The sequence below is a fragment of the Pseudodesulfovibrio sp. S3 genome (assembly GCF_004025585.1).
Lineage (GTDB): Bacteria > Desulfobacterota > Desulfovibrionia > Desulfovibrionales > Desulfovibrionaceae > Pseudodesulfovibrio.
Genome location: NZ_QTZO01000002.1, coordinates 216,940 through 231,203, shown reverse-complemented (window position 1 = coordinate 231,203; position 14,264 = coordinate 216,940). Strand labels below are relative to the sequence as shown.

General features: G+C 59.5%; 10 protein-coding genes. 8 read left to right on the top strand and 2 right to left on the bottom strand.

Features of this window, described 5'->3' with window-relative positions:
* Positions 1 to 98 precede the first annotated feature (98 nt).
* The 4 genes from nifE to DWB63_RS02795 all read left to right on the top strand — a co-directional run bounded on the left by nifE (position 99) and on the right by DWB63_RS02795 (position 4,451).
* On the top strand, positions 99 to 1,481 hold the full coding sequence (gene nifE, locus DWB63_RS02810; protein ID WP_128327291.1) for a nitrogenase iron-molybdenum cofactor biosynthesis protein NifE: 1,383 nt from the start codon (positions 99 to 101) through the stop codon (positions 1,479 to 1,481).
* Complete coding sequence (locus tag DWB63_RS02805) at positions 1,474 to 2,850, top strand: nitrogenase component 1 (protein WP_128327290.1); 1,377 nt, start codon at positions 1,474 to 1,476, stop codon at positions 2,848 to 2,850. The genes nifE and DWB63_RS02805 overlap by 8 nt, the downstream gene beginning before the upstream one ends.
* A gap of 17 nt (positions 2,851 to 2,867) precedes the next feature.
* On the top strand, positions 2,868 to 4,139 hold the full coding sequence (locus tag DWB63_RS02800; RefSeq protein ID WP_128327289.1) for a radical SAM protein: 1,272 nt from the start codon (positions 2,868 to 2,870) through the stop codon (positions 4,137 to 4,139).
* Positions 4,140 to 4,205: 66 nt separating this feature from the next.
* Positions 4,206 to 4,451 (top strand): hypothetical protein, encoded by a 246-nt coding sequence (locus tag DWB63_RS02795; protein ID WP_128327288.1) that lies wholly within the window; start codon positions 4,206 to 4,208, stop codon positions 4,449 to 4,451.
* A gap of 85 nt (positions 4,452 to 4,536) precedes the next feature.
* On the opposite strand, the gene DWB63_RS02790 is transcribed toward DWB63_RS02795, so the two are convergent.
* Together DWB63_RS02790 and DWB63_RS02785 are read right to left on the bottom strand one after the other, a co-directional pair.
* On the bottom strand, positions 4,537 to 6,120 hold the full coding sequence (locus tag DWB63_RS02790; RefSeq protein WP_128327287.1) for a sigma 54-interacting transcriptional regulator: 1,584 nt from the start codon (positions 6,118 to 6,120) through the stop codon (positions 4,537 to 4,539).
* A 157-nt stretch (positions 6,121 to 6,277) separates the two neighbouring features.
* On the bottom strand, positions 6,278 to 8,107 hold the full coding sequence (locus tag DWB63_RS02785; protein ID WP_128327286.1) for a YgiQ family radical SAM protein: 1,830 nt from the start codon (positions 8,105 to 8,107) through the stop codon (positions 6,278 to 6,280).
* Between the two features lie 129 nt (positions 8,108 to 8,236).
* On the opposite strand from DWB63_RS02785, the gene DWB63_RS02780 reads away from it, so the two are divergent.
* The 4 genes from DWB63_RS02780 (at position 8,237) to DWB63_RS02765 (ending at position 14,226) form a co-directional block, all read left to right on the top strand.
* Entirely contained in the window at positions 8,237 to 9,232 is a 996-nt protein-coding gene (locus tag DWB63_RS02780; RefSeq protein ID WP_128327285.1) for a zinc-binding dehydrogenase, read from the top strand.
* Between the two features lie 294 nt (positions 9,233 to 9,526).
* Positions 9,527 to 12,181: a type I secretion system permease/ATPase gene (locus tag DWB63_RS02775; protein WP_241648576.1), complete on the top strand. Its 2,655-nt coding sequence runs from the start codon at positions 9,527 to 9,529 to the stop codon at positions 12,179 to 12,181.
* A gap of 7 nt (positions 12,182 to 12,188) precedes the next feature.
* Positions 12,189 to 13,523 (top strand): HlyD family type I secretion periplasmic adaptor subunit, encoded by a 1,335-nt coding sequence (locus DWB63_RS02770; RefSeq protein ID WP_128327284.1) that lies wholly within the window; start codon positions 12,189 to 12,191, stop codon positions 13,521 to 13,523.
* Positions 13,524 to 13,530: 7 nt separating this feature from the next.
* On the top strand, positions 13,531 to 14,226 hold the full coding sequence (locus DWB63_RS02765) for a transglutaminase-like cysteine peptidase (RefSeq protein ID WP_128327283.1): 696 nt from the start codon (positions 13,531 to 13,533) through the stop codon (positions 14,224 to 14,226).
* The last annotated feature ends 38 nt before the right edge of the window (positions 14,227 to 14,264 follow it).

Below are 14,264 nucleotides of genomic sequence, written 5' to 3'. Positions count from 1 at the left end.
AAGCCGTCTCCGTTATGGACGCGGTTGTCCGCGAGGACCGGCGGGAGAGCCTGAGAAACCGGCAGTAATAATTCTACCCTGAACCTATAGGGGGAGACATGAGTACCATATTAGATGAAAGAAAAGACCAGATCCACAGGACCGGAGAGGGCGCCATCGACATCGCCTGCAACCGGGATTCCCTGGCGGGCGCGGTCAGCCAGCGAGCCTGCGTGTTCTGCGGCTCCCGCGTGGTCCTCTATCCCATATCCGACGCCCTGCATCTGGTGCACGGCCCCATCGGCTGTGCGGTCTATACCTGGGATATTCGCGGTTCGCTTTCGAGCGGCCCCGAGCTGTTCCGGCTCTCCTTTTCCACGGACCTCCAGGAAACCGATGTCATCTTCGGCGGCGAGAGGAAACTCGAAGCCGCCCTGGATGAGCTCATCGACCGTCATTCGCCCAAGGCCGCCTTTGTCTATTCCACATGCATCGTGGGACTCATCGGCGACGACATGGAAGCGGTCTGCCGCAAGATGACCGAGAAAAAGGGCATTCCGGTGCTGCCGGTCATGTCCGAGGGTTTCAAGGGCAACAAGCGGGCCGGATACCTGGCCGCGTGCAAGGCCATGTTCAAGCTCATCGGCACCGGCGACACCTCCGGGATTTCGCCCCTTTCCATCAACATCTTCGGCGACTTCAACCTGGCCGGAGAAATCTGGATCATCCGCGAATACTTCGAGAGGATGGGCGTCCAGATCGTGGCCAACGTCACCGGCGATGGCCGGGTCGCTGACATCGGCCGGTGTCATGGCGCGGCCCTGAACCTGGTTCAGTGTTCGGGCGCGACCCTGGATCTGGCCAGGATGATGGAAGAGGAATACGGCACCCCGTATATGCGGGTCTCCTACCTCGGCATCGAGGATATGGCCGACGCCCTCTATCAGGTGGCCGATTTCTTCAAGGACAAGGACCCCGGCATAGTGGACCGGACCAGGGTTTTGGTGCGTGAGGAGCTTCAGAAGCTCATGCCCGAACTGGCCCGGTATCGGGAGGACCTGGAGGGCAAGAGGGTCGCCATGTACGTGGGCGGCTCCTTCAAGGCGTTTTCCCTGGTCAAGGCATTCCGTCATCTCGGCATGGAGGTGGTCATGGTCGGTTCCCAGACCGGGACCAAGGAGGACTACGCCGAACTGGAGCAGATCACCGACCCCGGTACGGTCATCATCGACGACGCCAACCCGCTTGAATTGTCCCATTTCATCAAGGAAAAGGACGTGGACGTCTTTGTGGGCGGAGTCAAGGAACGTCCCATCGCCTTCAAGCTCGGGGTGGGGTTCTGCGACCACAACCATGAGCGCAAGGAAGCCCTTGAAGGATTCGTGGGCATGCTCAATTTCGCCCGTGAAATCCACTCTTCGGTCATGTCCCCGGTCTGGCAGTTCGCTCCGCGCCGCGCCAACCGCATGGCCGCTGCCAAGAAGGAGGCCGTCAATGAGTAAGCCCGTATCCATCAAGAAGGTGAAGCCCAATTACGTCTCCACCACCAATGCCTGCAAGCTGTGTACTCCACTGGGCGCATCACTGGCCTTCAGGGGGGTGGAGGGAGCCATTCCCTTCCTGCACGGTTCCCAGGGATGCGCCACCTACATGCGGCGTTACATCATCTCCCATTTCCGGGAGCCTGTGGACATCGCTTCTTCGGCCCTGGGTGAGAAGAACGCCATTTACGGCGGCGGCCCGAATCTCAAGAAGGGCATCCTCAATGTCATGAAGAAGTACGAACCTTCCCTGATCGGCGTGGCCACCACCTGCCTGACCGAGACCATCGGCGACGACGTGCCCAGGAATCTCAAGGAATTCAGGAGTGAATTCGGCGACCTGGATCTGCCTGATCTGGTGGAGGTGTCCACTCCCAGCTTCAGCGGCACCCACACCGACGGCTGGCACGGCGCGGTGCGCTCCCTGGTGGAGCAGCTTTGCACGACCAGGTCGGCCGACACCGGGCGGGTGAACATCCTGCCCAACATGGTCTCCTGCGAGGACGTCCGGCATCTCAAGGACATCTGCCGGGACTTCGGCATCCATGCCACCATTTTGCCCGACATCTCCGAGACCCTGGATGGTCCGGCCCTGGAAGACTATGTGAAGATACCTTCCGGCGGCACGCCTGTCGCGGAGATCAAGGAGATGTCCGGGGCGCGCGGGACCATAGAATTCGGTCGCTGCCTGCCCAAGGCCACGGGCGGCACCAGCCTGGAAAAGACCTTTGGCGTCAAGAATCACCGCATCGGCCTGCCCATGGGGCTGCGTGAATCGGACCGGCTGTTCGAGACCCTGGAAACCATATCCGGCAAGCCCATGCCCCGTCGCTACGAACTTGAGCGCGGCCGGTTGGTGGATGCCTACGTGGACGGCCACAAGTACGTGTTCGGCAAGCGGGCCGTTGTCTACGGCGAGGAAGATCTGGTCACCGGGCTGTGCGCCTTTCTGTCCGAGATCGGGGTGGACGTGGTCCTGGCCGGGACCGGCTCCCGCAAGAAGGGGCTGGACGCGGCCATTGCCCAGGTTACGAACGGTGTGGCCCGCATGGCACCGGAAGTGCGTGAAGGGGTGGATTTCTTCGATATCTCCGAAGAGGCGGCATCGCTCAAGCCCGATCTGCTCATCGGGCATTCCAAGGGATACCGCTATGCCAAGGCGTGGGGCATTCCCCTGATTCGCGTGGGTTTTCCGATCCACGACCGTTTCGGCGGCCAGCGGATTCACCACCTTGGCTACAGGGGCGCACAGACACTGTTCGATCGGGTTGTAAACGCCGTCATCGAGAAGAAGCAAGCGGATAGTAGCATCGGCTACGGTTACATATAGCCCCGGAGGGTAGTGAAATGACCATGAAGGATACCACCAGGCACCCCTGTTTCAACAAGGAAACCGCAGGCAGTTGCGGCCGCGTGCATCTGCCCGTGGCACCCAAGTGCAATATCCAGTGCAACTATTGCAACCGCAAATACGACTGCGTGAACGAGTCCCGTCCCGGCGTGACCAGTGGCGTCCTCAAGCCTTTTCAGGCCGCCGAATACATGAAGGCGGTGCTGGAAAAGGAACCGCGCATCACCGTGGCCGGCATCGCCGGTCCGGGCGATCCCTTTGCCAACCCGGCGGAAACCCTTGAGACCATGCGCCTCCTGAATGAGCAGCATCCCGAACTGCTGTTCTGCCTGTCCAGCAACGGCATGGGCATCCTGCCGTACCTGGACGACATCGCCGAATTGGGCGTGTCCCACGTGACCATCACCATTTCCGCCGTGGACCCGGCCATCGGCGCCAAGATCTATGCCTGGGTCAAGGACGGGAACGTGGTCTACCGGGGCGAGAAGGGCGCGGAGATCCTGCTGGACCGCCAGCTCAAGGCCATCAAGGGACTCAAGGAGCGCGGTATCACCGTCAAGGTCAACTCCATCATCCTCCCCGGCATCAACGACCATCATATCGTGGAAGTGGCCCGGGTGTGCGCCTCGCTCGGCGCCGATATCCAGAACATGATCCCGGTCAAGCCCACGGCCGACACCCCGTTTTCCCATCTCCCGGAGCCGGGGAGCGAGACCGTGGTGCCCCTGCGCAAGGAAGCGGGCGTCTTCATCAACCAGATGACCCATTGCAAACGGTGTCGAGCCGACGCCGTCGGCCTGCTCGGCAACGACCAGTCCGCTGCCCTGTGCGGCACCCTTCAGGCGTGTTCCAAACTCAGGCCGCTCAGCGCGGAAATGGCGCGTCCCTATGTTGCCGTGGCCACCCGTGAGGGCTTGCTGGTCAACCAGCACCTCGGCGAGGCAAAATCCTTCGAGATATGGGGCGAGTCCGAAACCGGCGGTTTCCGCATGATCGAAGAACGACAGGCGCCCAATGCCGGGTGCGGCCCCCAGCGCTGGTCTGAATTGGCCTCAACCCTCAAGGATTGTCGCGCCGTGCTTTGCGCCGCCATCGGCGAGACGCCGAGGATGCTGCTCGAGGAACACTCGGTCAAGCCGCATGTGGTGGATGGATTCATCGAGGATGCCCTTCGCTATGTATTTGAAGGCGGCGACATCAATGCGCTCAAGGTCCGGCGCTGCGGTATCGGAAGCGCCTGTTCCGGCGGCGGTGCCGGCTGCGGTTGATCGCCGTTGCCGGATGAAAAGCATGTTTCGTCACTAATATAACAGTATACCCCCATAGGAGGATGCATGAACAAGGCGACATTGGAAAAAGTGTTCGAGTACGCGTCCAAGCCGGTGCAGGGAACCATGTCCCGCAAGCTCCGCAAGGACGTGAAAATCCAGGTCAACGAGGGCGAGGTGTACGAATCTGCCGTCCTGTTTCTGGGTGAGGAATTCGTTCGCGTCACCTGCGTCAAGGCGGGCATGAACGTCAACACCTATTACGACTGGGAGCGAATTGCCTCGGTGCGCACCCTTGGTCCGGTCGAATAGCGGTTCAAACCAAGCAAACCCGACACCCCCCGCCAGAATGTCTGACGGGGGGTGTCTTGTGTGGGGGAGGTAGAGTGCCGGGAAATTATATTTGCGTCTCTTTGATGCGTCGCAGCTTGGCCCTGCCGTCGGCAATCATGGATTCCAAGCCGTATTTCTTGACCCGGTATCCCATCTGGCGTGCCGAGAGTCCGAGTGCCACGGCTGCCTTGTACTGGATCCAGCCGTTGCGTTCCAGGGCGGCCATGACCTCGTTGCGCTCGAATTCCTTGAGCGAGGCATGACACGGCACGTTCTCCGACAGGGGAAGGGCTTCCTGGACTGCGGCGGTCTGGCCGGGAGTGAGGTAGGACTTCAGGAATTCCAGGCTGATACGGTCCTCTTCGGACATGATTACCAACCGTTCGATAAGGTTTTGCATTTCGCGCACGTTGCCGGGCCAGTCGTAACGGATGAGGGCGTCCAGGGCCGTGGATGTGAGGTGGATATTGCGTCCGTAGTCCTCGGCCATTTTGCTGAGAAAATGGTTGAGCAATCCGGTGATGTCCTCCTTGCGTTCGCGCAGTGGGGGCACGCGTACAGGAAAGACGTTGAGGCGGTAGTAAAGGTCCAGGCGGAACCTGCCTCGTTCCACCAGGTGGCCGAGGTCCCTGTTGGTGGCGGCGAGGATACGTACGTCGATGGTCCGGGTGCGGTTGGAGCCGAGCCGCTCCAGTTCCTTGTCCTGGAGTACGCGCAGGAGTTTTGCCTGCAGCTCCATGGGCAACTCGCCGATCTCGTCCAGAAAGATGGTGCCTGTGTCCGCTTCCTCGAACCGGCCGGGCCTGGTGCCGGTTGCTCCGGTGAATGCGCCTTTCTCATGGCCGAAGAGTTCTGATTCCAAGAGGTTGCTGGGGATGGAGGCGCAGTTGATCTTGATGAACGGGTTGCCCTTTCGTTCGGAAAGTTCGTGGATGATGCGGGCGATCAGCGTCTTGCCCACACCGGATTCGCCCAGCAGCAGGACCGTGGCCCGTGTGGGAGAGACCTTTTCCATCTGCCGCTGCACTTCGACCATGGCCGCGCTGTACCCCACGATATACGGCCCTTTGGAATTCTTGGAAATCTGGTATTTCAGGGAGGTGTTCTCCCTCTTGAGGGCGGCCTCGCGGGCCTTGATCTTCTCGTTCAGGCTGATGAACTGCCCGATCAGGGTGGCCACCACCTTGAGAAAATCCACGTCCTCATCAAAGCTGACCTCGTCCTCGAACAACCGGTCCACGTTGAGGACCCCGATGGGGTCGCCGTGCAGGACGATGGGCACGCCTATGAACGATATCATGCCGCGCTTCACGCGGCGGGACCCGGTCTTGTCCAGAAAAAGCGGTTCCTTGTCGATGTCCGGGACGTAATACGGTTCGCCGGTCTGGAAGATGCGGCCGGTGACGCCTTCGTCCAGCCGGTACACGCCGCGCTGTTTCTCTTCCGTGTTCAGGCCGTAGGAGGCATTGATGGACAGTTGCCCGGTTTCCGGGTCGAACAGGGTGACCGTGGCCCGCTGCATGGAGAGCTGTTCGGACAGGATTTGCAGAACACCGTCCAAGGCGGACACAAGGTCCATGGCTCGATCGATGACCTGGCAGATGGCCAACAGGGCCGATAGTTTCAATCCGTGGACGTTCGAATGCATGACCTTTGTTAGCAAGCACGGTGCCATGCGTGAAATGTGGCGTAAAACCTAGGTTCTTTGCCTGTCAGAGGATACGAAATGGAAGATAAGATATTACAAAAACGTGATTTGCTGAAGGCGGATATACATATCTGGAATATTGAGGGCCGTGTTCGGGCTAGCGGCGTCGTGCGCGGGAGGGGGGGCCGGACGGCTTTTTCCCTTTGGGTCTGCCGTGGTTTGGGGAGTGTCCTCTGGGGGGCTTGCCCGTGTTCGGCATGAGAATGGCGTGTTGGCGCAAACGTTCGGCATCGGTCTTGGCAACGTAAATGGGGTTGCCCTGCATGTCTGTTTCGGCGTGAAACATGGCCGCGGCCGCTGTTCCGGGCAGCGGGATGAAACATTGCACCTGTTCCGGCTTCCACCCCTGGGCAGTCAGCCAACGGCTCAGGGCGCGCATGTCGTCTTCTGTGCAGCCGGGGAAGGCGGACATGAGATAGGGGATGACGTACTGCTTTTTGCCTGCTTTTTTCGACTCCTTGTCAAAGAGGTCGAGGAACTGCTCGAAGGTGCTGAAACCGGGTTTGCGCATGAGCTTGAGCACATGATCCACCTGGTGCTCGGGGGCTACCTTGGCCTGTCCGCCCACGAATTCGCGGATCATGGTGGTCAGGGCCTGCATGTCGGTCAGGGCCAGGTCGATGCGCCAGCCCGAGGCCACTCGGACGTGTTTCACCGACTGCACGTCCGAGACCGCCCGGAGCAGGTTGACGAAATCCTTTTGGGCCACGCGGTAGTGCTTGCAGATGCGCGGCGTCAGGCAGCTTGCCCTTTCGCATTGGGCCTGATCGGCGGCGCAGTGCGCACCCCACATGTTGGCGCTGGGCCCGCCAACGTCCGATATGGAGCCGGTCCAGCCCTTGACCTCGGTGACGGCCCGCACTTCCTTGAGGACGGATGCCTTGCTTCGCGAGCGGACGGTCCGGCCCTGATGCAGGGCCAGGGTGCAGAACGAACAGCCGCCTGAACAGCCCCGATGGGTGGTCACGCTGGTCTGGATCATGTCCGCGGCCGCTATGCGCTGTTTGTAGGCCGGGTGGGCCAGCCGAGAAAAAGGGAGTCCGGCCAGTTCGTCCAGTCCGTTGGTATCGAGCAGTGGTCCGGGCGGGGTGACCATGACCAGTCTACCGGCGGTTTCCTGAACCACAGTGGCCTTGTTCTGGTGGACCTGCCGTTCCAGGAGCTTGGTGGCCTCGATGAGTTGCTTTGGATCATCCAGGATGGCTTCATGGGAAGGCAGTCGGATCACGTCCGTGTCTGCGGGGATATCATCTGCGGAACCGGCCACGACCAGGCCGGGGAGAGGGGCCAGTTGGGGGCGCAATGCCTTGAGGTCGATCTCTCCGGTCTCAAGGAGGATGGTTTCGAGGGTCTCGGCCAGGGTGACGATGGAATTTTCGGCCATGCCGTAGGTGATGGCCGTGGCCTTGGCGTCCAGAAGCACGGACCGGCGGACCGAATCGGACCAGAAATCATAGTGCGAGACACGCCTGAGCGATGCCTCGATGCCGCCCAGGATCACGGGCAGGCCGGGAAAGGCGCGTTGCACCGCGTTGGTGTAGCTGATGCAGGCCCGGTTCGGCCTGGCACCGGCCATGCCGCCCGGCGTGTAGGCGTCGTCCGACCGTTTCTTGCGAAAGGCGGTATAGTGGGCGAGCATGGAGTCCAGCGACCCGGCAGTGACGCCTGCGAACAGGCGGGGGCGGCCCATGCGAACGATGTCGTCGGGCTTGTCCCAGGCGGGTTGGGCGCATATGCCCGTTCGGAAACCGTGGTGCACCAGCCAGCGTCCGAGCAGGGCTGCGCCGAAAGAGGGGTGGTCCACATAGCCGTCGCCGGTGACCAGGAGGATGTCCAGTTCAACCCAGCCCAGTGCGTCCATTTCCGTCCGGGTCATGGGCAGGACCGGCGGTTGGGTGAGGGAGGATCTTTTTGCGCGTGTTTCCATCCGTTCATGATGACCGACCCGTTCGGATAGGTCCACTTATTTTCACCGGGAAGTCATCATCCAAGGTGCCCCTGCGCTGTACACGATGCGGATATGGCGGTATAATGGCCGGAAGAGGGGGGGGATCCGATGAAAGCCATGCTGCTGGAAAGGTACGGTGCGGACTATGCGTTCGCTGAACACGAAGTTCCATGTCCTGAGCCGGGACCGGGCGAGGTTCTGATCAAGGTGGCCGGGACCAGTCTCAATCCCATAGACAACAAGATCGTAACGCTGGGCCAGGCCTTGCCCTTTGCGCCCGAACTGCCTGCCTTGCTGGGCATGGATGTCTCCGGGACGGTCGAGGCGTTGGGACAGGGTGCTTCCCGTTTTCGTGCGGGCGAACGCGTGTTCGGTTGTGCCGGTGGACTGAAAGGGCTGCCCGGTGCCCTTGCAGAGTATATGGTGGCGGACCAGCGACTCCTTGCTCGTGCCCCTGAATGCATGGAACTGGAGGACGCAGCCGCCATGCCCCTGGTCGCCATCACGGCATGGCTGGCCCTTTTCGGCAAGGCGTCCGTCAGCCGGGGGCAGCGGCTGTTGGTTCACGGTGGGGCCGGTGGCGTGGGGCACATGGCGGTCCAACTCGGCACGCACGTCGGAGCCGAAGTCTTTGCAACGGTGTCCTCTCCGGACAAGGCGGCCGTGGTTGAAGCCCTCGGAGGAATTCCCATTGATTATAGAGCGATGGATGTGCCTCGGTATGTCGATGAATTCACTGCCGGGGTCGGTTTCGACGTGGTTTTCGATACTGTCGGCGGGGTGACCCTTGACCAATCCTTTGCCGCAGCGCGCACGGGCGGTCAGGTGGTCTCCACCGTGACCCGGTCCACCCACGACCTGAGCCCGTTGCACGCCAAGAGTCTGTCCCTGCACGTAGTCTTCATGCTCCTGCCTATGATCACCGGCTTGGGCCGGAGCCTGCATGGTGAGATTCTGAGCAATCTGAGTGCGCTGGTGGACGAAGACGCCCTGGCCGTTCTCATTGACGAGCGTCGTTTCAACTTTCGCGACATAGAACAGGCACACCGATATTGGGAAAAAGGGGAAGCTCTGGGCAAAATCTGTGTGACGGTCGGGAAGTGAGGGGCGATGATGACGTGGAATCGATTTTTTCGCGTGAATCAGTGGCTCGGAAGAGCCTCCAAACATGTCGAGATAGCAGGGATAATCTATTTGGGGCTTGACAAAATCGGCCTTAGAGTAAAGATTGTGTAACGAATATAATAAGTAGTGTACGGCGGCTGTACTTGTTGGAGCCTGTCCGCGAAAATACTAATCTTCATCCAAGTGAAATCTATGCCTTCCGAGAAAACATCAGCACTTCGATCCGCTTCCAAACCCGCATCCGATAAGAAAACCGGTGTCAAGACATCGTCTTTGGCTGGTCCAAAGTCGGCGGCAGGCAAGTCGGAACCTAAGTCGGTCAAGGCCAACGGTTCCCCTGCGGCTGCAAAACCGACGCAAACGGATACTAGGCTGATCGGAGATTCTGTCGCCAAAAAGGCGCCTCTGTCGACGGCAAAGGGAAGCTCCGGCAAGGCCCCTGGAAAAGCGCCACTTTCCACAGCGCCAGGCAAGGCCCCCGACAAAACCGAATCTCCCGCCACCCCAGGCAAGGTTCCCGCAAAGCCCGAATCTCCCGCCACCTCCGGCAAGGCCCCTGTAACTCCCGGCACCCCAGCCGCTCCCGGTCAAGCTCCCGCGAATTCCGGTGCTGCATCCACGCCCGGCCAGCCGCCGCAACCTGGCCAGCCGCCGCAACCTGGCCAGCCGCCGCAACCCGGCCAGCCTTCGCAGCCCGGTCAGATGCCGCAATCCGGCCAGATGCCTTCCGGGTTGGCCGGACTGCCCGGCATGCCCGGAATGCAGCAGCCGGTCAGAGTGGAGACGGATGATCGGCTCACTCCCAAGGATATCGATTTTCAGCCGCCTCTGGTCATCTGTCTTTCCATCATCAGCCGGTTGCTGGGCAAGCCGGTTTCCTCGGCCACACTCAAGGCCGGTATTCCGCAGCAGGAGGGCGTCATCACCGCAGCCTCCATCGTGCGGTCGGCCGAACGCATCGGCATTACCGCCAAAACCGTGTACCGTGCGAATCTCCGGGGTATCACCAAGCTGGTCATGCCGTGCATCCTGCTGCTTCGGGGCGGCAATGCCTGCGTACTCATCGACTCGAACCAGGACACCGCACGGGTCATGGTTCCGGGGCATGGAATGGACGAGATGGAAATGCCCCTCGGCAAACTTGAGGAGGAATACACCGGATACGCCATCCTGTGTCACCGCAAGTCCAAGCTGGACAAGCGGGCCAGCGAACTGAAGCTCATCAAGACCAAGCAATGGTTCTGGGGCGTGCTCGGTAAGTTCTGGCCCATATACAAGCATGTCATCGGCGCGAGCATCATGACCAACATCATCATCATTGCCTCGCCCCTTTTCGTGATGAACGTCTATGACAGGGTCATTCCCAACAACGCCGTGGACACGCTCTGGGCGTTGGCCATCGGTATTGCTATCGCCTACATCTTCGATTTCCTGCTCAAGAACCTGCGCAGCTATTTCGTGGACGTGGCCGGGCGCAACGCCGATGTGCTTATCGGTTCCAAGATCATGAGCCACCTCATGTCCGCACGGCTGGATCATATGCCGGAATCCGCGGGTGCCGTTGCCAACAATATTCGCGAGTTCGAGTCGTTGCGGGAATTCTTCGGTTCATCGTCGCTGGTGGCCCTCATCGACATGCCGTTTCTGCTCTTGTTCATCGTGATCATCTACTTCATAGGCGGCCCTATTGCCTATCCGATATTCGTTGCTGTGCCTGTGGTCATCCTGGTCGGCGTACTGCTTCAGATTCCCTTTCAGCATATCATCGAGAACCATTACAAGGAATCCACCCAGAAGCACGCGCTGCTGTTTGAAATCGTCCAGGGGCTGGAAACCATCAAGACCAGCATGGCCGAAGGGCGTATGCAGGCCCGTTGGGAGAACGTGGTCGGCATGTCCGCTCAATCCAACAGCCGCGCCAAGACAATGGCCAACATCTCCATATCCTTCTCGGTGTTCATTACCCAGATGGTGTCCGTGGCCGTGGTCATCACCGGCGTGTACCTCATTTCCAAGGGAGAATTGACGGTGGGCGCGCTGATCGCCTGTAATATCCTGTCAGGCCGGGCCATGGCCCCCCTGAGCGCGGTCGCCGGTCTTCTGTCCCGCTTCCAGCAGTCCCGCATGGCCCTCAACGCCCTGGACATGCTCATGGAGATGCCCTCGGAGCGGCCTGAAGAAAAGGAGGCCTTCCACTATGGCACCATCGAGCCGTCCGTGACCCTGACCAACGTGGCCTTCAGCTACCCAGGAACGGACAAGGCCGTTTTGCACGAGGTGAACTTGAAGCTCAGTCCCGGGGAAAAGGTGGGCATCGTCGGCCGTACCGGCGCAGGCAAGACCACGCTCGGCAAGCTGTGCGTCGGTCTGTATCAGCCCGTGCAGGGCTCGGTCCAGGTGGGTGACATTGATCTCAGGCAGATGGACGTGGCCGATCTTCGCAGGAAGGTGGGCTACATATCGCAGGACAGTCTGTTGTTTTACGGAACGCTCAAAGACAATATCGCCTTCGGTCTGCCCGAGGCGGACGACCAGTCCATCAATGCGGCGGCCGAGATTGCCGGAGTCAACGACTTTGTCAAAGATCATCCGGCAGGGTTCGGCATGATGGTCGGCGAGCGGGGAACCTCGCTGTCAGGCGGCCAGCGTCAGGCCGTGACCATTGCCCGCGCCGTGCTGCCCGACCCGGAAATCCTGATCATGGACGAACCGTCCAGCAATATGGACAACCAGTCGGAATTCCGGCTCAAGGAGCGGCTCAAAACATATGTCGCGGACAAGACCCTTATCGTCATAACCCACCGACATTCCATGCTCGATCTTGTGGACAGGTTGGTGATCATGGATCGGGGAAAGATCGTTGTGGACGGGCCGAAGCAGGCTGTACTGGATGGACTTCGGTCCGGGCAAATCAAGGTTTCCCTGTGAGGACGTCATGAGTAAAAGTAATAAATACGATAGAGAAACGCTGCTTTTCATGAGCGAGGTGGACCAGGCCATGTACGGCAAGGGTCATAAACTCGCCTACCTCATGTCCACGGCCATATTGTTGCTGATCGTCTTCTTTATAATCTGGGCGCATTTCGCGGTCCTGGACGAGACTACGCGCGGGATGGGACGGGTTATACCGTCCCAACGCATTCAGGAGATCCAGAACCTGGAAGGCGGTATCCTGAACGAACTGTTCGTACAGGAAGGACAAACCGTGGAAAAAGGCGACATCCTGGCCAGATTGAGCAACGAACAGGCCGCCAGTTACTACCGGGACGCCTTCAGCAAGGCCCTGGAACACAAGGCGGCCATCGCCCGGCTTTTGGCTGAGGCTGATGTTACCGGTGAGCCGGTCTTTCCGGAGGAAGTCATGAAAGAGGCTCCCCAACTGGCAGAGGACCAATTGCGGATATACAAGGCTCAACAGAACAAAATGGCCATTGAAATAGGCATGTTGGAAGATCAGTTCGAGCAGCGCCAGCAGGAAATTAACGAAATGATCGGCCGCAGGCGTCAGCTTCAGCAAAGCCTGGAAGTGGCCGAGAAGCAGCGCAATATTGCCAAGCCCCTGGTGGAAAAACAAATTCATTCCGAGCTGGATTACCTGCGCCTGGAACAGACCGTGGTGCAGCTCAAGGGCGATGTGGAAGCATTGTCGCTGGGCATTCCCCGCGTAAGGCGGGCCGCCAAGGAAGCCCAGGGCCGCATTGATCAGGCCAAGGCCGAATATCGTACCAATGCCCTGGAAGAGATCAACGAACGCAGGCAGGAACTCAAGTCCCTCATGGAGAACCTGAGCTCGGGCGGTGACCGGGTAACCCGTACCGACGTCAGATCGCCGGTAAGAGGCATCGTCAAGCATATCATGGTCAATACCCTGGGTGGTGTTGTCAGGCCGGGCGAGTCCATCATGGAGGTCGTCCCCCTGGACGATACGCTTCTGGTGGAGGCCGAAATCAAGCCGTCGGACATCGCATTCCTCCATCCTGGTCAAAAAGCCAAGGTCAAGGTCACGGCCTACGATTTCTCCATCTATGGAGGGCTCGAGGGAACAGTGGAGAACATCTCGGCAGATACCATCGAGAATGAGAAGAAAGAGAATTACTACCTGGTCAAGGTGCGCACCAAGGAGAATTCCATTCTGTATCAAGGTCAGCATCTGCCCATTATTCCGGGCATGACCGCAACCGTGGACGTCCTGACAGGCGAAAAATCGGTCCTGGATTATTTGCTCAAGCCGATTCTCAAGGCAAAGCAGAACGCGCTCAGGGAGCGATGAAACAAGCATGACCCCGTTGCGAGGTATATATGCCGTGATCCTGACCGTGCTTTGCACGGCCTGTATCCTCGCACCCTTCGGGAGGGATGGCATAGCCCTGGCAGCTGGCGAAAAACAGCGGCAGTTGCTCGGGACCATGGAATTCAAGGGCAAGATTCAGAAATTGCCCAAATGGACGCGTGTTCTCGACAAGATGAAGGCGTGGAAGGGGTACTTTCAGGATGCGGCCACGGCCTCTCACCCCTCCAAGTCCGGTTGGTATACGCTGAAGAGCCAGATCAAAGACAAGCCCGACATCGATAAGCTCAAGGCCGTGACCAAGTTTTTCAACAAATGGCCGTATCGACTGGATAAGGCCAATTGGGGCGTCAGTGAATACTGGGCTACGCCCTGGGAGTTTCTCAAGAAGTCCGGGGACTGCGAGGACTACGCCATAGCCAAGTTCTATGCCCTGCAGGAAGTGGGGTTTTCCGGCGATCAAATGCGTATCGTGGCCGTCAAGGACGGTATACGCGGCATTGGGCACGCCATTCTGGCGGTATTCACAGCCGACGACATCTACATTCTCGACAACCAGACCATAATGGTCCTGTCCCATGAAAAATATAAGCATTATATCCCGCAGTACTCCGTGAACGAAGAGTTCCGGTGGATGCATGTGGCTCCGAAGAAGAAGTCCACCTACGCGAAGGCAAAGAAATGAGGCACGCCTGCTCCTTGGCGGGCGACACCATAAACCAG

What these genes read in the sequence shown, in the direction of transcription:
- DWB63_RS02785 (WP_128327286.1), bottom strand. Translation starts at nt 8,107, where the DNA reads ATGGAAACACGCGCAAAAAGATCCTCCCTCACCCAACCGCCGGTCCTG.
- DWB63_RS02780 (WP_128327285.1), top strand. Translation starts at nt 8,237, where the DNA reads ATGAAAGCCATGCTGCTGGAAAGGTACGGTGCGGACTATGCGTTCGCT.
- DWB63_RS02770 (WP_128327284.1), top strand. Translation starts at nt 12,189, where the DNA reads ATGAGTAAAAGTAATAAATACGATAGAGAAACGCTGCTTTTCATGAGC.
- nifE (WP_128327291.1), top strand. Translation starts at nt 99, where the DNA reads ATGAGTACCATATTAGATGAAAGAAAAGACCAGATCCACAGGACCGGA.
- DWB63_RS02765 (WP_128327283.1), top strand. Translation starts at nt 13,531, where the DNA reads ATGACCCCGTTGCGAGGTATATATGCCGTGATCCTGACCGTGCTTTGC.
- DWB63_RS02800 (WP_128327289.1), top strand. Translation starts at nt 2,868, where the DNA reads ATGACCATGAAGGATACCACCAGGCACCCCTGTTTCAACAAGGAAACC.
- DWB63_RS02790 (WP_128327287.1), bottom strand. Translation starts at nt 6,120, where the DNA reads ATGCATTCGAACGTCCACGGATTGAAACTATCGGCCCTGTTGGCCATC.
- DWB63_RS02805 (WP_128327290.1), top strand. Translation starts at nt 1,474, where the DNA reads ATGAGTAAGCCCGTATCCATCAAGAAGGTGAAGCCCAATTACGTCTCC.
- DWB63_RS02795 (WP_128327288.1), top strand. Translation starts at nt 4,206, where the DNA reads ATGAACAAGGCGACATTGGAAAAAGTGTTCGAGTACGCGTCCAAGCCG.